A 17247-nucleotide genomic window follows, 5' to 3' on the forward strand; every position below is an offset into this window, starting at 1 on the left:
TCATTAAAATCATCACATGCTCGACGAACGTGCCAAGTTGTTGCTCAAAGCGCTGATCGAGCGTTATATCGCTGACGGCCAGCCTGTGGGCTCGCGAACCCTGTCGCGTGCGTCGGGGCTTGAATTGTCGCCTGCCACGATACGCAATGTGATGGCTGACCTCGAAGACCTGGGGTTGATCATCAGCCCGCACACCTCGGCGGGCCGCATTCCGACCGCCCGGGGCTACCGGCTGTTCGTGGACACCATGCTCACCGCAGACCGTGCCGATATCGTGACGCCCGAACTCGCGCCCGAGCAGCCGCAGAAAGTCATCGCCAACGCCGCCAACCTGCTGTCCAGCCTTTCCCAGTTCGTGGGTGTGGTGCTGGTACCGCGCCGCACCTCGGTGTTCAAGCACATCGAATTCGTGCGGCTGTCGGAGCGGCGCTTTCTGGTCATCATCGTATCGCCCGACGGTGACGTGCAAAACCGCGTCATCTTCACCGATGTGGACTACTCGGCCTCGCAGCTGATCGAAGCCTCCAACTTCCTCAACAGCCACTACGCGGGCCTGGCCATGGAAGAGGTGCGCGAGCGCCTCAAGGGCGAGGTGGAGCTGCTGCGCGGCGAGGTGGCCACGCTCATGCAGGCGGCCGTCAACATCGGCACGGAGGCCATGACCAGCGCCCAGGAAGACGTGGTCATCGCGGGCGAGCGCAACCTGCTGTCGGTCAGCGATTTCTCCAGCGACATGGGCAATCTGCGCCGCGCCTTCGACCTGTTCGAGCAAAAGACCCAGATCCTCAGGCTGCTGGATTTTTCCAGCCAGGCGGAAGGCGTGCGCATCTACATCGGCGGTGAAAGCCAGGTCGTGCCTTTCGAGGAGCTGTCCGTGGTCAGCGCGCCCTACGAGCTCGACGGCAAGGTGGTGGGCACACTGGGCGTGATCGGGCCCACCCGCATGCACTACGACCGCATGATCCAGATCGTGGACATCACCTCCAAGCTCGTCAGCAATGCGCTGAGTCACAAGCGCTGAGTCCTGCGGGTTAGGCTCTACAATAGTTGTTTGCCATGGACTGCATCCGTGCTGCCTTGGTGAATCAGGGGCCTTAGCTCATGCTTGGTTAGAGCAGCGGACTCATAATCCGTTGGTGCCCAGTTCGACTCTGGGAGGCCCTACCATCCATTGGTATGGAAAGCCTGCCGCCCTTCCGGGTGGCGGGCTTTTTTGCTGGGCGCACGGCTGCCGCATGGCGGGCCATCGCCCGGTTGCCGGTGGATGCGGCTGCCGTTTTTTTGCAGAAATATGGCGCTTTTGTCCGGGAGCCCCAAAACCCGCTGCTACAATGCGAAGCGTTGCGGCTGTAGCTCAGCTGGATAGAGTACTTGGCTACGAACCAAGGGGTCGTGGGTTCGATTCCTGCCAGCCGCACCAAAAAACGCAAAGCCCTGAAGTTGAAAGACTTCAGGGCTTTTTCGTTTTCCGCATCCGTATCCCTGGGATGTCAGGTCAGGCCTGTTGCGCTTTCGGCAGCACGATGCTGAAGGCGCTGCCCTGGCCGGGCATGCTTTCTATCTCAAGCCGCCCGCCATGGCGGGCGGCCACGGTGCGCACGAAGGCCAGGCCCAGGCCCACGCCGTCGAGGTGCCGGTGATGGTCCAGGCGCTCGAACGGCTGGCTCAGCCGGGCGACGGCCTGCCCATCCATGCCGGGCCCGTGGTCCCGGATGGTGAGGCGGCAATGGCCTGCGTCCTGCTGCAGCAGGCATTGCACCGTGGCGGGGTTTGCCTGATCTGCACGCGCTCCGTATTTGATGGCGTTGCCGATCAGGTTGACGGCCGCGCGGTGGAGCATGCCCGCATCGCCCAGCACGGGGCATTCCTGTTCGGGCAGGTGGAACTCCAGCTGCACGTGGGCCGCAGAGGCCTGGGCCCAGCAGCTTTCCACGGCCTGGTCCAGCACCAGGCCCAGGTCCAGCCGTTCCCGGCGCAGCGCCTGCTGCTGGGCGCGTGCCAGGTGCACGAAATCGTCGGCCAGCTGCAGGGAGGCCTGGGCATAGCCTTCGATGCGCGGCAGCAGGAGGCCGAGGTCGGGCGCCTGTGCGGCGCCGCGCTGCATCTCCAGCAAGGTGATGATGGAGGCCACGGGCGCCCGGATGTCGTGCGAGATGAACTGCATGGCCTGGTCGCGCTGGGCCTGGGCGCTGCGCAGATCGCTGATATCGACCAGGGTGATCAGCCAGCCCGTGGTGGGAGGTGCCTCGAAGGTCTGGGTCAGCAGCATCAGGCTGCGTCCCATGGGGTCGCGCCCCTCGCTGCTGGGCGGCAGGCCGTGGGTGGCAAGTGCCTCAGGCGTGAGCAAGGGCTGGCCGGCGGATGCGCCGGCTGCCGTGTCCAGGACCCGCAGGCCATCGAGCAGCCGAGGCAGGGCATCGCCGGCCCGCAGGCCATGCCCCAGGCTGCGCGCATAGGCGTGGGCTGCGGCATTGGCCAGCAGCACATGGCCCTGCCGGTCGCAGACAAAGGTGGGCGAGGGCAGCTGGCGCAGGCTTTCGCTGACGAAATGGTGCAGGGCGCGCAGTTGGCGCGAAGCCTGCTCCACGGCCGCGATGCGCTGGTCCAGCAGGTCGCCGCCCAGGCGCAGCGCGGTGGGCAGGCCCTGGCCCTGCAGGTCGCGCAGTTCCAGCGCCAGAAAGCGCGCGGCCGCGCGCAGGCGCAGCCAGCTCCAGAGCGGATAGGCCAGGGCCAGGCCCAGCAGGCCGGCTGCAGGGGCCGTCTGCACCTGCCACAGGCGCGGCGCAAGTCCGGCCAGCGAGAGGCAGGCCAGGGCCAGCAGCGCGCAGGCCAGCATGCCGCCGGAAGGGCCCAGCCAGGCCAGGGCCAGCAGGGCCAGCAGCACGGCTGCCGCATTGAGCGCGCGGTTGAGCGTGGCCGAAGCGGGATGCGCATGAGAGCCCTGCAGGCTGCCGTTGAGCACGTGGGCCAGCATCTCCACGCTGGAGATGGGCCGCGCGCTGGTGCCCAGTGGTGCGGTGAACCGGCTGCCCAGTCCGGCGGCCGTCGTGCCGATGAGCACGTATTTGCCGCGGAATGCGGCCGCAGGAATGCGGCCGCGCAGCACGTCGATGTAGGAATAGGTGGTGAAGGGCGAGCGGTCCCTGGCGCCTTGCTCCGGCCCGGCCTGTGCAAAGGCAATGATCTCCTGCTGGCGGCGCTGCCAGGAGGGTGCGTCGGGGTCCATGGGCGGCACGGGCTCCGGGCGGGCGCATGCGCGCCCGTTCTCGCCCACGCAATGCAGGGCCAGCGCCATGTGCCACCAGGGCTGCTGCGCGCTGCCTTCGACGGCATGGAAGCTGCGCACGGCGCCATCGGCGTCCACGGGCAGCTGGGTATGGCCCAGCGCCGCTGCGGCCTGTGCGAAGGTCGGCAGCGGGCCGCTGCCTGGCGCCACGGGCAAGACGGTGCGGCCACTGCGCTGCAGAACGCGCGCCAGCAGCAGGTCGTCGCCGGGGTAGTCCAGGTCTTCCTCGCTGAGCATCACGTCCAGGCCTATGGCGCGCGGCGGTGCCTGGCTGATGCGTTCCAGCAGGCCGGCGTGCAGGGCGCGGCGCCAGGGCCAGCGGCCAATGGCGTCGATGCTGGCATCGTCTATGGCGACGATGACGATGTCCTGCGATGCCTTGGGCCGGTGCAGCCAGCTGGCCGTGTCCTGGACGAAGCCGTTGATGCGGTCCAGCTGCCCGTCGCCGCCGAGCCAGAACACCAGGGACAGCAGGCCCGCCGCCAGCAGCAGCCAGTCCCGCCGCAGTCCACGGCCACGCGCTGGCGCTGGCTGCGCCGTCGTGGCGGGGCTGTCAGGCGGGGGCGGCAGGGTGGACAAGCGCGGTCAGGGAATGAACGGGCACGGCTACTGGCGCTGCAGGCGCTCTCCGTTGCCCGAATGCATCATCTCGCCGCTGGCATCGACGATCCAGCGGCCGGTGCGGAACTGGCGCGCGGCCGAGAAGTCGCTGCGCAGGCCGTTGGCATCCTCGATCTGCAGGCGCAGGTAATAGCTGCCTGCGGGCAGGTCCTCGGTGCTCCATTGCGGCTGGTCGGTCCAGAGGTCAACCAGCGGCGCGGTGAACTCCTGGTCGCGCGCCACCATCACGTGGTAGCGCTGGCCGGGCTCGCCGCTCCAGCGGATCTGGCGGCTGCCTTCGGCCGGGCCGTCGCCCAACTGCAGCGCGCTGGCCGAGGGCTGGGCAGGAACGGCAGCCAGTTGCATGGTCTGGGCGGGGGCGAACGGACCCTGGTCGGGTTGGCCATCGGCCAGCGTGCGAATGCTGGCGGCACGCCAGAGATAGCGTCCGGCCGGCAGGTGGGCCAGCGTGGTGGCGGGCAGTGCGCAGTCGTGCAAGTCGCGTGCATCGACGGCGGGCTCGGCAAAGCCGGCCTGCGCATCGGCAGAGACGACCTGGATGCGGTAGCGCGCAGCGCCCACGACCTGGGTGCATTGCAGGCTGGCGCGACCCAGGCCCACGGTGGCGTCGGCCTGCGGCGATTCATACAGCGGCGGCACGGGATGGGCCTTGACGCGCAGGGCGCGGCGGCTGGCTGCGCCCGGAATGCCCTGGGCATCGATGCCGCGCAGGGACAGCACGTAGTCGCCATCCTCCACACCCGCCAGGCGCAGCGGCGATGCCGTGGCCTGGAAACTGGCGCTGCGCAGCACCTGGGTCATGTCGGCATCGCGCGACAGCTGCAGCTGGTAGCGCACGGCGCCCGGCAAGCCGGGCAGGGGCAGGCTGATCCAGTTGGCGTCTTCCGCCAGCGCGGGCCACGCCGTGATGTCGGGTGCACCCAGCATGGGACGGGGCTCGCCCACGCTGCCATTGGCAGCAACTGCCACGCCCTGGCCCGGGCGCAGCAGCGCATCGCCAGTGTTTGCGCCCGAGGCGTCGGAGCCCACGGCGACGGTGCCCTCATCGACGGCGGCCGCCGTGCTGCCGGCGGCATCGGCCTGGACCAGGAAACGGGTGCCGCGCACGCTGGTCGATGCAGCGGGCGTGCGGATCTCGAAGCGGCGCTGGGCGTTGGCGGGTTCAGGCGGCACCGAGGCCTCGACGCCGCCCTCGCGCAGGTCCAGTACGGACTGCAGGCTGCCGGCACGGCCCTTGCGGCGCATCTGGCGCAGCACCACATCGGACTGCGACTGCACGCGCACCAGGGAGCCATCGGCCAGGCGTACGGCGACGAATGCGTCCGGGGCCAACTGCAGGCGTTCGCCTTCCTGCAGCGTCTGTCCCTTGCGCAGGGGCTGGCTCGCATCGTCTCCGGCCGCGCCTTGCGTATCGGCCAGGTGGTCCAGCGGGCGCGTGCTGCGCGCATCGCCCTGCACGAATTCCACGGAGGCCACGGCGGCGCGCAGCAGGCGCACGGGGATCTCCAGCACGGAGCCAGGCCGCAGGCGGTAGGGATTGGCCACGCCGTTGTGCTGCTGCAGATCGGTCCACTGGCGGGCATCGCCCAGGTAGCGCGCCGCCAGCTGCTCCAGCGTGTCGCCGGCGACGACCCGGTGCGCCATCGTGTCGCCGTTGCGGCCCACGGGTTTGATCTGGGCCTGTGCGCTGCCCAGGCCCAGCAGGCCGAGGGCGGCAAGCATGCAAGCCCGTGATACGGGCCTGCCCAGGGTGGCAGCCATGCGTACGGTCATGATGCCTGCTGCAGCGCCTGCAGGGCTGCGTCGGGCACATCGAGGCGATAGCCATAGCCGTACACGGCACTGATGGCATAGGGCTGTCCGGCGCGCAGGTTCAGCAGGGCACGCAGGCGCGAGATATGCGTGTCCAGCGAGCGCGACTGCACTTCTGCGTTGTGCCCCCACACTGCTTCGCGCAAGTGCTCGCGCGACAGCAGGCGGCCCTGGTTCTGGAACAGGGTCAGGGCCAGCGTGTACTCGCGGTGCGTCACTTCGATGGGCTGGCCGTGCATTTCCAGGCTGTTGGTGGTGGTGAGGAACCGGTAGGGTCCGAACTCCAGCACGCTTTGCGTGTTCACCGGGTAGGCGCGGCGCAACAGGGCGGCCATGCGCGCGCGCAGCTCGCCATGGCGCACGGGCTTGACCATGAAGTCGTCGGCGCCGCAGGACAGGCCCTCGACGATGTCGGCCTCTTCGCTGCGGTGGGTGATGATGAGGATGGGCAGTTCGCGGCTGACATGGCCGCGCGCCCATCGCACCAGGTCCGTTCCTTCCATGTCCGGAAGGTGCCAGTCCACGATCAGCAGGTCGAAGCTCTCGCGGCGAAGCTCCAGTTGCAGGGCCGAGCCCGTCTGGTAGGTGTGGCAGCTGTGGCCCGTCTCCAGCGCGACCTGACGCAGCATCTCCAGTTGCAGCGGATCATCGTCCAGAGCAGCTATACGCATCCAAATGTCCTTTCACGCACGCGCCGCAATCCCGGCGCAGGGCCCGCGGGCAAGACTGCCCGCAAATAGGCGGTTTCTCAAGCGAAGCTTACCCTTACTCTGCGGCATCGCGCAGTTGTTGCAGGGCGGCCAGCACCAACTGGGGGTCTGCGGGCTGCAGGCGGGGCTGCAGTGCGGACAGGGCCGCCTCGCCTTCCCTTTGCAACTGGCCGATGGCCTGGCCGGCTTCCTTGGGTGCGTCGAAGCCCAGGCTTTGCAGCAGCAGCCGGCCGTCGGCGGCGACGAGCTTGAAGTAGAACTTGCCGTCGGCTTCGCGGTATTGCTTGAACTGGGGCAGGGCCTGCCTGGCGGCCTTGGCCTTGGCGGCCACGGGGGCCTGTGCCAGGCTGCGCAGTCCGACGGCCGAGCGCAGTTCGCGGATCAGGGGCAGGGTCTCGCGGCGGGCCTTGGCGGCGCCGGCCTGAAGGATGTCCTCCAGCTCGGCAGGATGGGCCACCAGGTGCTCGTAGCGCTCGCGCATGGGTGCCAGCTCGCGGTCGATGCGCTCGAACAGCTGCTGCTTGGCATCGCCCCAGGCAATGCCTTCGGCGTACTGGCGGCGCAGCGCCCCGGTTTCCTCTTCGCTGGCAAAGCCCTGGTAGATCTGGAACAGGGCCGAGCCCTCGACTTCCTTGGGCTCGCCGGGCGTGCGCGAGTCGGTGGTGATGCTGCCGATGAGCTTGCGCAGCTGCTCGCGCGAGGAGAACAGCGGGATGGTGTTGTTGTAGCTCTTGCTCATCTTGCGGCCATCCAGGCCGGGCAGCGTGGCCACGTTCTCCTCGACTTGCGCCTCTGGCAGCGTGAAGAACTCGCCGCCGTAGATGTGGTTGAAGCTGGAGGCCATGTCGCGGGTCATCTCGATGTGCTGGACCTGGTCGCGGCCCACAGGCACCTTGTGCGCGTTGAAGGCCAGGATGTCGGCCGCCATGAGCACGGGGTACATGAACAGGCCGGCGGTCACGCCGTCATCGGCCTCGGTGCCGTCCGCATGGTTCTTGTCCACGGCCGCCTTGTAGGCGTGGGCGCGGTTGAGCAGGCCCTTGCCGGTCACGCAGGTCAGCAGCCAGCACAGCTCGGGGATCTCGGGAATGTCGGACTGGCGGTAGAAGGTCACATGCTCGGGGTCCAGGCCGGCCGCCAGCCAGCTGGCCGCGATCTCGATGGTGGAGCGCTGCACGCGTGCCGGGTCCTGGCATTTGATCAGGGCGTGGTAGTCGGCCAGGAAGTAGAAGTTCTCGACCTCGCGCGAGCGGCTGGCCGCGATGGCCGGGCGCAGCATGCCGGCATAGTTGCCGAGGTGCGGGGTTCCGCTGGGAGTGATGCCGGTGAGGAAACGGATGGTGCTCATGACGGGAGACTTCGACAGGCAAGAGAGAAAAACAGGGAGCCGCAGAGACAGCCGGTGGGCCGTTCTGCAGCACGTTCAGCGCAGCAGCGCGATCAGCGGGGTCAGCGCGAAGTCGATCACGGCGTAGCCCAGGTCCATCAGCGGGCGCAGCCACAGGCTGCCGACCACGCCGGCGATGACCAGGCCCATGACGATGAAAAAGCCCCAGGGCTCGATGCGCGCCACCCACTGCGCCTGGCGCCAGGGCAGCAGGCCGACCAGGATGCGGCCACCGTCCAGCGGCGGCAGTGGAAACAGGTTGAAGGCCCACATCACCAGATTGACCAGGATGCCGGCGCGGCACATTTCAATGAAGAAGCGCTCGCCCACGCCCGATCCCACCAGAACCACCAGCAGCACGCCCCACAGCAGGGCCTGCACGAAATTGGAGGCCGGGCCTGCCAGGGCCACCCAGATCATGTCGCGCTTGGGGTTGCGCAACTGGTCGAAGCGCACGGGCACGGGCTTGGCGTAGCCGAACAGAAAGGCGCCCGAGGTGGCGAAGTAAAGCAGCAGCGGCATCAGGATGGTGCCGATGGGGTCGATGTGCTTGATGGGGTTGAGCGTGATGCGTCCCATCATGGCGGCCGTGTTGTCGCCGAAGTGGCGCGCGGCATAGCCATGGGCCGCCTCGTGCACCGTGATCGCGAAGAGCACGGGCAGGGCGTAGATGAGTACGGTCTGGATGAGGTTGGAGATGTCCACGGCGGGCATTGTCTCAGACGCTGGCCACCCTTGCCGCAGGCAGCCGCCAGAGCCCGTGCGCTGCGCTCTGGCCGCGTGGATATGGTGGTTTCCCGCAGATTGGCAATGCCCGGTTCTGTGTTGCAAAATGAAACACCGATGAGATGGTTTCCTCAACAGGTTTTTCACCAAGGCCCTCGGGCCATATGTACAAGAGGTGGCACGTGGGCGTACTGGGCTTGGGCAGGCTGCCGATAGGCTGGCGGTTGGTGATTGCGTTCGGCGGTATCAATCTGCTGGTGTTCACGATGATGGCGGTCACGGTGTTTTCACTGGGGCAGGCCGAACAGGCGCTGGCGGCCGGAGGGGCGACCACGGTGGCCGAGCAGGCGCTGGTGCACACGCGCTGGTGGGTGCTGGGCCTGGGGGCGGCCGTCTGCTCACTGGCCCTGGTGGCCTGGTTCAGCCTGCGGCGCGGCATCGTGCAGCCGCTGGGCCAGGCCATCCTGATTGCCGAAACGGTGGCGGCCGGCGATCTGAGCCAGGAGTTCTCTACCGAGCTGCAGGGTGACTTCGGCCGCCTGCTGGGCGCGCTGGGCACCATGGAGGACACGCTGACCGAGCTGGTCGGCCGCATCAAGCAATCCACGGACTCCATCGGCCTGTCTGCCGGCGAGATCGACGCCGGCAACTCCGACCTGTCGCGCCGCACCGAGGCCCAGGTCTCGGCGCTGGCCCAGACGGCGGCCAGCATGGAACAGCTCACCGCCACCGTGCGCCAGAACGCCGACCGCGCGCATTCGGCCAGCGGCCTGGCCGTCGATGCCTCGTCCACCGCCAGGCGCGGCGGGGCCGTGGTGGGCGAGGTGGTGCAGACCATGGAGGCCATCAGCGGCAGCTCGCGCAAGATCGTGGACATCATCCAGGTCATCGAAGGCATTGCCTTCCAGACCAATATCCTGGCGCTGAACGCGGCCGTGGAGGCGGCACGTGCGGGCGAGCAGGGCCGGGGCTTTGCCGTGGTGGCCAGCGAGGTGCGCAGCCTGGCCGGCCGTTCGGCCGAGGCTGCCAAGCAGATCAAGGAACTGATCACCACCAGCGTGCGCCAGGTGGAAAGCGGCGCGGGCCTGGTCAACCAGGCGGGCGCCACCATGCAGGAGATTGTCGGCGCCGTGGGCCAGGTCTCGGGCCTGCTGGGCGAAATGTCGCAGGCGCTGCGCGAGCAAAGCGAGGGCATTGCCCAGGTCAACGCCGCCGTGGGCCACATGGACAGCGCCACCCAGGAGAACGCCGCCCTGGTGCAGCAGGCCTCGCGTGCGGCCTCGGCGTTGAGCGAGCGCGCCCAGGATCTGGAGCAGGCGGTGGGTGCCTTCAAGCTCGACGACGAACCGCAGGAGGCTGCGGTTACTGGTGCGCCGACGATACAGGACAGGCCATCGATGGCGCCGGCCTCGGCCTTGTCCGCAGCCGCGACAAGGCCTGTGCAGCGCGCTCCCGTTCCCGCTGCCCGGCCGCTGGAGTGGGCACAGCACTGAGCGGCTGCCTGCGGCAATTTCCAAGAACAAACGCCGGGCATGTCCGGCGTTTGTTTTTGTGCGGCGTGTGGCGGCGTGTGGCCGTGTTCAGGCCATCTCCAGGCCCAAGGCTTCCAGGCTGCCCCGGCCTTGCCGCACCACGGTGGGTGGATTGCCCAGGGCCATGGGAACCAGGTCGATCACGGTGGTCGGCTCCGAAGGGCAGGCGCCTGCATCGACGATGGCGTCAAGCTCGTGGGGAAAGCGCTCCAGGATGGCGTCCGCGTCGTGCAAGGCCTCGGTCTCGCCCGGCGGGATCAGCGTGGTGGCGATCAGCGGCTCGCCCAGTTGCTCCAGCAGCAGCTGCGTGCCCTTGCGGTCCGGCACGCGCAGGCCGATGGTCTTGCGCGAGGGATGGCTCAGGCGCTTGGGCACTTCCTTGGAGGCTTCCAGGATGAAGGTGTACGGCCCCGGCGTGGCCAGCTTGAGCAGGCGGTACTGGCGGTTGTCCACGCGCGCATAGCTGGACAGTTCAGACAGGTCGCGGCACAGCAGCGTGAGATGGTGCTTGTCGTTGATCTGCCGGATGCGGCGAAGCCGCTCCACCGCAGGGCGGTCGTCCAGGTGGCAGACCAGCGCGTAGCTGGAATCCGTGGGAATGGCCAGGATGGCGCCCTGGCGCAGCATGTCGGCGGCCTGCTTGATGAGACGGGGCTGGGGATTGTCGGGGTGGGCTTCGAAGCGTAGGACCATGGTGTGCGTTGTTGGCGGGAGGGGCTCAGGCCAGCTGTATGCGCTCGCCCAGCAATTCCCATACCGGCGTCAGCTGGCCCGGCAGGTAGGGCAGGTCGCCCAGATCGGTGTGCGATTCCTCGGGGCTGTGGAAGTCGCTGCCGCGCGATGCGGCCAGGCCGAACTCGCGCGCCATGTCGGCATAGATGGCGTATTCGCTGGGCCGGTGGCTGCCGGTGACGACCTCGACGCCCTGGCCGCCATGGGCCTTGAATTCGGAAAACAGCGCGTATTCCTCGTTGGCGGTGAGCGCGTAGCGGGCCGGATGGGCGATCACCGCCACTCCGCCGGCCTGCGTGATCCAGCGCACGGCGTCGGCCAGGCGCGCCCAGGTGTGGGGCACGTAGCCGGGATGGCCTTCGGTCAGGTAGTGGCGGAACACCTCGCCCGTGTCGCGGCAGCGGCCGGATTCCACGAGAAAGCGTGCGAAATGGGTGCGTGAGATCAGGCCGGGATTGCCGGCGAAGCGCAGCGCGCCTTCGTAGCTGCCTTCGATGCCGGCCAGCTCCAGCTGGCGGGCCATCTCGCGGGCGCGTGGGCCGCGCCCGTCGCGCGTGGCGTGCAGCCCTTCGAGCAGGGCGGGGTCGTCCGCGTCAAAGCCCAGCCCCACGATGTGCACGGTGGCACCTGCAAAGCTCACCGAGATCTCGGCGCCCGTCAGGTAGTCCATGCCGCAGGCGCGCGCAGCGGCGGCGGCGCGGTGCTGGCCGCCGACTTCGTCATGGTCGGTCAGCGCCCACAGCTGCACGCCCCGGGAGGCGGCTCGTTCGGCCAGTTGCTCCGGCGTCAGCGTTCCATCCGAGACCACGGAGTGGCTATGCAGGTCGGCGTTCAGATAGGACTTGGGCACCGGTCCATTGTAGGTGTCGGTGCTTTTCCGAGCCGGGCAGTGCGGCTGGGGGACTTCCCTGAGTGCGGGTTAACAGGGCTCAATAGTGACGGATGCATGACGATGATCAGCCAGGCGCCGTCAAGGGTGGACAAGAATGGTTTCCGGAGCGATGGGCGGCAGGGGCGCCATGGCCTTGCTCCGGCATTGTTATAAAAAAGATCGGTTTTTCCATGAATCTGAATCAAATCACGGTCGCCCAGAAGCTGTGGGCCCTGGTGCTGGGACTGCTGGTGAGCATGCTGGTGGTCAACGGCGGCATCCTGGTCTATCTGCACGGGGTCAACGAGAAGATCAACACCGATGTGATGACCGCGCAAAGCGGCGCCACGCTGGCGCGCGAGTGGCGGCATCTGACGCAGATGAGCGTGGAGCGTTCCATCGTCGCGGCCATGTCGCCCGACGAGACGCTGGCCGCGCAGCAGCGCGCGTTGATGAGCAAGGGCATAGAGCGCATCAACGTGCTGCAAAAGCAGGTGGGCGATCTGCAACTGGGCACGCAGTCCAAGCAGGCGCTGGACACCGTGGCGGCCGAGCGCCGCGAGACGCTCAAGGCCAACTCGGCAGCCCAGGAGGCGCGCAAGGCCAGCGATTTCGCCACCACGTTCGACATCGTTGAAAAGCAGCTGCGCCCGGCAGCCGAGCGCTACAACAGCGCGCAGGAGGCCTTCGTGCAGCAACTGGAGCGCCAAAGCGAGCTGGGGCGCGAGGAAGGCGTGGCCCATCGGCGCCAGGCGTACTGGATCGGCGCGCTGGCCAGTGCGGTCATCGTGGTCCTGGGCCTGCTCATGGGGGTGGCCATCATGCGGTCGATCACGCGGCCGCTGGACCAGGCCGTGGCCCTGGCCGACGGCATTGCCGCAGGCGACCTCACGGGCTCGGTGCAAAGCAGCCGGGGCGATGAACTGGGCCATCTGCTGGGCGCACTCAACGGCATGGCGCAGCGGCTGCGCGGCGTGGTGGGCGAAGTGCGCTCTGGCGTGGAGTCCGTGTCCACGGCCTCCAACCAGATCGCCAGCGGCAACCAGGACCTGTCCTCGCGCACCGAGCAGACAGCGGCCAACCTGGAGGAGACGGCGGCCAGCATGGAAGAGCTGACGGCCACCGTCACCCAGTCGGCCGACACGGCGCGCCAGGCCAACCAGCTGGCGGCCACGGCCGCACAGGCGGCCGAGCAGGGCGGTGCCGTGGTGGCCCAGGTGGTCACCAGCATGCAGCAGATCACGGACAGCAGCCGCAAGATCGCCGACATCATCGGCGTGATCGACGGCATTGCCTTCCAGACCAACATTCTCGCGCTGAACGCCGCCGTGGAAGCGGCCCGCGCGGGCGAGCAGGGCCGGGGTTTTGCCGTGGTGGCGGGCGAGGTTCGCTCGCTGGCCCAGCGCAGCGCCGAGGCCGCCAAGGAAATCAAGCTGCTGATCACCACCAGCGTGGACAACGTGCAGTCGGGCTCGAAGCAGGTGGAGCAGGCGGGGCGTTCCATGGAGGAAATCGTCTCCAGCGTGCGCCGCGTCAGCGACCTCATCGGCGAGATCACGGCATCGTCCACCGAGCAGCGCGACGGCATCGGCCAGGTCAACCAGGCCGTGACCCAGCTCGACCAGATGACCCAGCAGAACGCGGCCCTGGTCGAGGAATCCAGCGCGGCTGCGCTGGCCATGCAGGACCAGGCGCGGCGCCTGTCCGAGGTGGTGGCGGTGTTCAAGCTGGGGCAGGAGGGCAGCTCACTGGCGCCGGCCAGGGCACAGGTGCCAGCCACCGCAGCGGCACGCCGGCCGGCATCTATCGGTGCAACCGGTGCAACTGCTGCGGTGCGCCCTGCGCCTGCGGCGCCCGCACGTCCAGCGCCCGCCGTGCGCAATGCACCGACGCCCCAGATCCAGCAGCCCGTGGCGAAGGCACCCGCCAGGACAGCGGCCAAGGCCGGGGCGGATGACGACTGGGAGACCTTCTGAGCGGGAGGAGCGGGGATGCAGGCCGGCGTGCAAGTCAGCGCCGGCCTGCAGGCCTTCGTCAGTTGCGCGGCTTGCCGTAGTCGGGCGAGCGCGGGCCTGGCAGCAGTCCCCGCTGCGCCATGGGCGACAGCAGGCGCTGGTTGGCGATGGAGGCGATCTGCACGCTGCGGTCGTTCATGGTGTCCAGGATCTGGTTGAGCAGTGCCGTCACCAGGATGCCGACCAGTCCGCCGCCTGAGCTTTGTCCTTCGGCGCTGGAGGCCGTGGCACTGCCGTCCCACAGCTGGGTACCGGTGCGCAGGTCCACCAGCCTGGCCTCCAGCGTGACCACGGAGGCGCTGCTGATCACCGCATAGCTGGTGCCGTAGTTGCGGATGTTCAGGTACAGGGCCGCATCGGCGCCAAAGATTTCCCTGAGCTTGGCCACGGGCAGCTCCTGGGCGTCGTCGGCGCTGACGATGCCGTTGTGGCGGAACATTTCCTCGGTGACAGCCACGGGCAGGACGTAGTAGCCGGCCTCGGCCAGCGGCAGCGTGATCTGGGACAGCACGCCCGCCGGTGCATTCACTTCCGGGGACTGGTTCAGCGCAGGCATGACCAGGATGGAGGCAGGCTTGGATGCCCGCAGCGCCGAATAGTCATAGGGAGCGGTGGTGGCGCACCCGGTCAGCGCCACGGTCATGGCAAGTGCCAGGGTCTTGATGTGGTCGGTCAGGCGCATGTCAATTCTTGCGGGCCGTGAAGGTTTGCAGCAGCGTGTCCATGAAGATGGCGGACTCGGGGAAATGATGTTTTTCCTCGGCCAGTTGCTCCACCGTTTTTTCGTTGTTGCCGGTCCGGGAATAGAGCATGGCCATATGGGCGCGGTAGCCGGGCGGCAGCGCCTTTCCCTCGGCCTGCACCTTCAGGCGGGTCTCTTCCAGCTTGAGCAGTTGGTCCTCGGCGCCGGTACTGCCGTCGTCCTTGAGGTACTGGTAGACCTGGGGCTGGTAGTCATTCCAGGCATACAGCGGCTGGCGCGGCGCGGCGCAGCCGGCCAACGTGGCGCAAACGGCCAGCGCGGCCAGGGCCGTTGCCGAATGGACGGGGCGCTTCATTGCGCGGGCTTCCATGCGCCGCTGTCAATGCCGGCCGCCAGCTTGTCCACGGCTTCGCGGATGGCCAGATCCAGTACCTTTCCGTTGAGCGTGGAGTCATAGCCGGCCGTGCTGCCGAATCCCACGATTTCGCGGTTCGACAGGCTGTATTCGCCGGCACCCTGCACCGAATAGACGACTTCGGAGGTCTGCACCCTGACGATGTTCAGGCTGACCTTGGCATAGGCCACCTGCTCCTTGCCACGGCCGAGCACGCCGAAGAACTGGCGGTCCCCGACCACCTTGCGGCCGAATTCGCTCACGTCGCCGGTCACGACATAGGTCGCACCCTTGATCGACTGCTCCTGCCTGTTGAAGCCCGCTTCCTGGCGGGTCTCGGACATGTTGTCGCGGTCCAGCACGCTGAATCGGCCGCTTTGCTGCAGATGGGTTACCAAGATGGTCCTGGCCTGGCCGCCGAGACGATCGACGCCGTCCGAGAAAATGCCGCGTTGAAAGCTGGAGCGGTTGTCGAATTTGCCCACGGAAATGGGGCTGCGCGGGCCTTGATAGGGGCTGGATGCAGAAGCGGGCTTGGCTGTTTCAAGCGTGCGCGATTGCTCGGTGGTGGAGCAGCCGGAAAGGCCTGCGGCCAAGGTGATGGCAATGGCCGCGCATGGCCAGATGCGAGAAGTCATGAATGGTTTCCCCGTTTATTGGAATGAATTTGCAATAATTTGTTGCAAAGCCGGGGATGGTACCTGACTGTGGTTTGAATCGCCGCAATGACGTCTAGGACGCATCCGAATGCACGCCCTCTATCAGGAACTGAACCTTGCGCTCTCCGCGCCATTCATTGATATCCATGCGAAAGGCAATGCAGGCCGATGGCGGCAGCGGGTCGGTATGGCCGAACCAGATGCCGTCCACGGTTTCGCCCTGATGGCGCAATTGCAGTTTCAGGTGCTTTTCACCGACCAGGCGCTGTGACAATACTTCCAGCTGTTCGCTGAAGGTCGGTGGTGCAAAGCCTTGTCCCCAGACCGCGAGATTGAGTTGCTCGACCATTTCGGGTTTGCGGAAATCCGGGTCCAGCGGGCCGTCGGTTTCGATACGGCGCGTCAGCGTGGCTGCGTCCAGCCATTCCTGGGCCACCTGGGCCAGGGCCTTCTCGAATACCGCGAAACCGGCCTCGGCAATGGTGCAGCCGGCCGCCATGGCGTGGCCGCCAAAGCGCAGCAGCAGGCCGGGGTGGCGCTTGGATACGAGGTCCAGCGCGTCGCGCAGGTGAAAGCCCGGAATGGAGCGGCCCGAGCCCTTGAGTTCATGCTCGTGCCCCGGCGCGCCGCTGGCCGCGAAGACGAAGCTGGGCCGGTGCATGCGGTCCTTGATGCGCGAGGCCACGATGCCGACCACGCCCTCGTGGAAATCCGGGTCGAACACGCTGATGGCGGCCGGCGGCGTCATGCCGTCCTCGCACAGGCCTTCGGCCATGAGCAGGGCCTGCTCTCGCATGCCGCCTTCCAATTCGCGGCGTTCGCGGTTGATGGCGTCCAGCATCTGCGCCAGGTTGGCGGCGCGGCCCGCATCGTCCGTGGTCAGGCACTCGATGCCGATGGTCATGTCGGACAGCCGGCCTGCGGCATTGATGCGCGGGCCCAGGGCAAAGCCGAAGTCGAAGGTGGTGGCCGCAAAGGCCTTGCGGCCAGCGGCCTCGAACAGGGCCAGCAGGCCCGGCTGCATCTGGCCACGGCGGATCTGCTTCAGGCCCAGGGCGACCAGGCGGCGGTTGTTGGCGTCCAGCCGGACCACGTCGGCCACGGTGCCCAGGGCAACCAGGGGCAGCAGGGCCTCCAGCCGGGGCTGGCTGGCCTTGTCGAAGCGGCCGCGCGTGCGCAGCTCGGCGCGCAGGGCCAGCAGCACGTAGAACATCACGCCGACGCCGGCCATGGACTTGCTCTCGAAGCTGCAGCCGGGCTGGTTGGGGTTGACGATGGCATCGGCCAGCGGCAGGTGGTTGCCGGGCAGGTGGTGGTCGGTGACGACCACCTGCAGGCCCAGGGCCTTGGCCTCGGCCACGCCTTCGACGCTGGCAATGCCGTTGTCCACGGTGACCATCACCTCGGCGCCGGTTTCCTTGACGCGGCGTGCGATGGGCGGCGTCAGGCCGTAGCCGTCCACCACGCGGTCGGGCACCAGGTAGCTGACGTGGGCCGCGCCCAGCATGCGCAGGCCGCGCCAGCCCACGGCGCAGGCAGTGGCGCCGTCGCAGTCGTAGTCGGCCACGATGCACAGGCGCAGGCCGCGCTCTATGGCGTCGGCCAGCAGCCGCACGGCGGCCTCCATGCCCAGCAGGCCCGAGGGTGGCAGCAGGCGCGCGGGCGTGTCTTCCAGTTCGTCGGCGGAGCACACGCCGCGCGCGGCGTAGAGCTGGGCCAGCAGCGGGTGGACGCCGGCCTGGCGCAGTGCCGAGGCCTGCTGTGCAGGGATCTCGCGGGGGATGATTTTCATGGGAAAT

General features: G+C 67.9%; 15 protein-coding genes and 2 tRNA genes. 6 read left to right on the plus strand and 11 right to left on the minus strand.

The annotated features are described in order from the left end of the window. Positions 1 to 16: 16 nt before the first annotated feature. The 4 genes from hrcA to ACFPFG_RS24915 all read left to right on the plus strand — a co-directional run bounded on the left by hrcA (position 17) and on the right by ACFPFG_RS24915 (position 1420). A complete protein-coding gene (gene hrcA / locus ACFPFG_RS24900) occupies positions 17 to 1021 on the plus strand; it encodes a heat-inducible transcriptional repressor HrcA (RefSeq protein WP_096913886.1) in 1005 nt (334 codons plus the stop codon). 67 nt (positions 1022 to 1088) lie between these two features. Continuing rightward, positions 1089 to 1167: transfer RNA gene (locus tag ACFPFG_RS24905), tRNA-Ile, on the plus strand. Between the two features lie 9 nt (positions 1168 to 1176). Next, on the plus strand, positions 1177 to 1353 hold the full coding sequence (locus tag ACFPFG_RS24910; RefSeq protein ID WP_380108701.1) for a hypothetical protein: 177 nt from the start codon (positions 1177 to 1179) through the stop codon (positions 1351 to 1353). Then, a tRNA-Arg gene (locus tag ACFPFG_RS24915) sits at positions 1344 to 1420 on the plus strand. Before ACFPFG_RS24910 ends, ACFPFG_RS24915 begins: the two co-directional genes overlap by 10 nt. A gap of 75 nt (positions 1421 to 1495) precedes the next feature. On the opposite strand, the gene ACFPFG_RS24920 is transcribed toward ACFPFG_RS24915, so the two are convergent. The 5 genes from ACFPFG_RS24920 to ACFPFG_RS24940 all read right to left on the minus strand — a co-directional run bounded on the left by ACFPFG_RS24920 (position 1496) and on the right by ACFPFG_RS24940 (position 8530). Beyond that, a complete protein-coding gene (locus tag ACFPFG_RS24920) occupies positions 1496 to 3865 on the minus strand; it encodes a CHASE2 domain-containing protein (protein WP_380108703.1) in 2370 nt (789 codons plus the stop codon). 27 nt (positions 3866 to 3892) lie between these two features. Further along, positions 3893 to 5668 (minus strand): FecR family protein, encoded by a 1776-nt coding sequence (locus tag ACFPFG_RS24925; RefSeq protein ID WP_380110333.1) that lies wholly within the window; start codon positions 5666 to 5668, stop codon positions 3893 to 3895. A gap of 8 nt (positions 5669 to 5676) precedes the next feature. Next, entirely contained in the window at positions 5677 to 6390 is a 714-nt protein-coding gene (locus ACFPFG_RS24930) for a response regulator transcription factor (RefSeq protein WP_183019985.1), read from the minus strand. 94 nt (positions 6391 to 6484) lie between these two features. Continuing rightward, the gene (locus ACFPFG_RS24935) at positions 6485 to 7777 is read right to left on the minus strand and encodes a tryptophan--tRNA ligase (protein ID WP_183019984.1); all 1293 of its coding nucleotides are present in this window, start codon (positions 7775 to 7777) and stop codon (positions 6485 to 6487) included. 75 nt (positions 7778 to 7852) lie between these two features. Next, positions 7853 to 8530 (minus strand): site-2 protease family protein, encoded by a 678-nt coding sequence (locus ACFPFG_RS24940; RefSeq protein WP_013800873.1) that lies wholly within the window; start codon positions 8528 to 8530, stop codon positions 7853 to 7855. 176 nt (positions 8531 to 8706) lie between these two features. Here ACFPFG_RS24940 and ACFPFG_RS24945 point away from each other — a divergent pair, with 176 nt between their 5' ends. Continuing rightward, the gene (locus ACFPFG_RS24945) at positions 8707 to 10035 is read left to right on the plus strand and encodes a methyl-accepting chemotaxis protein (RefSeq protein ID WP_183019983.1); all 1329 of its coding nucleotides are present in this window, start codon (positions 8707 to 8709) and stop codon (positions 10033 to 10035) included. An 87-nt stretch (positions 10036 to 10122) separates the two neighbouring features. Here the strand turns inward: ACFPFG_RS24945 and ACFPFG_RS24950 are convergent, their stop codons facing one another. Together ACFPFG_RS24950 and ACFPFG_RS24955 are read right to left on the minus strand one after the other, a co-directional pair. Then, the gene (locus tag ACFPFG_RS24950; RefSeq protein ID WP_183019982.1) at positions 10123 to 10767 is read right to left on the minus strand and encodes an L-threonylcarbamoyladenylate synthase; all 645 of its coding nucleotides are present in this window, start codon (positions 10765 to 10767) and stop codon (positions 10123 to 10125) included. A gap of 25 nt (positions 10768 to 10792) precedes the next feature. Next, positions 10793 to 11656, minus strand: a complete 864-nt coding sequence (locus ACFPFG_RS24955; protein ID WP_183019981.1) for a 3',5'-nucleoside bisphosphate phosphatase — start codon at positions 11654 to 11656, stop codon at positions 10793 to 10795. A 212-nt stretch (positions 11657 to 11868) separates the two neighbouring features. On the opposite strand from ACFPFG_RS24955, the gene ACFPFG_RS24960 reads away from it, so the two are divergent. Then, the gene (locus tag ACFPFG_RS24960) at positions 11869 to 13653 is read left to right on the plus strand and encodes a methyl-accepting chemotaxis protein (protein ID WP_380108707.1); all 1785 of its coding nucleotides are present in this window, start codon (positions 11869 to 11871) and stop codon (positions 13651 to 13653) included. A 58-nt stretch (positions 13654 to 13711) separates the two neighbouring features. On the opposite strand, the gene ACFPFG_RS24965 is transcribed toward ACFPFG_RS24960, so the two are convergent. From ACFPFG_RS24965 to recJ, 4 genes are all read right to left on the minus strand, one after another. Further along, the gene (locus ACFPFG_RS24965) at positions 13712 to 14374 is read right to left on the minus strand and encodes a DUF799 domain-containing protein (protein ID WP_197955278.1); all 663 of its coding nucleotides are present in this window, start codon (positions 14372 to 14374) and stop codon (positions 13712 to 13714) included. 1 nt (position 14375) lies between these two features. Further along, positions 14376 to 14750 carry a DUF4810 domain-containing protein gene (locus ACFPFG_RS24970; RefSeq protein WP_183019978.1) on the minus strand — a complete coding sequence of 125 codons (375 nt, stop codon included), beginning with the start codon at positions 14748 to 14750 and terminating at the stop codon, positions 14376 to 14378. Further along, positions 14747 to 15427 carry a CsgG/HfaB family protein gene (locus ACFPFG_RS24975; RefSeq protein WP_183019977.1) on the minus strand — a complete coding sequence of 227 codons (681 nt, stop codon included), beginning with the start codon at positions 15425 to 15427 and terminating at the stop codon, positions 14747 to 14749. The genes ACFPFG_RS24970 and ACFPFG_RS24975 overlap by 4 nt, the downstream gene beginning before the upstream one ends. A 94-nt stretch (positions 15428 to 15521) precedes the next feature. Beyond that, entirely contained in the window at positions 15522 to 17240 is a 1719-nt protein-coding gene (recJ, locus tag ACFPFG_RS24980) for a single-stranded-DNA-specific exonuclease RecJ (RefSeq protein ID WP_183019976.1), read from the minus strand. Between the last annotated feature and the right edge of the window lie 7 nt (positions 17241 to 17247).

It is taken from the genome of Delftia deserti, assembly GCF_042653485.1.
Taxonomy (GTDB): Bacteria; Pseudomonadota; Gammaproteobacteria; order Burkholderiales; family Burkholderiaceae_C; genus Comamonas; species Comamonas acidovorans.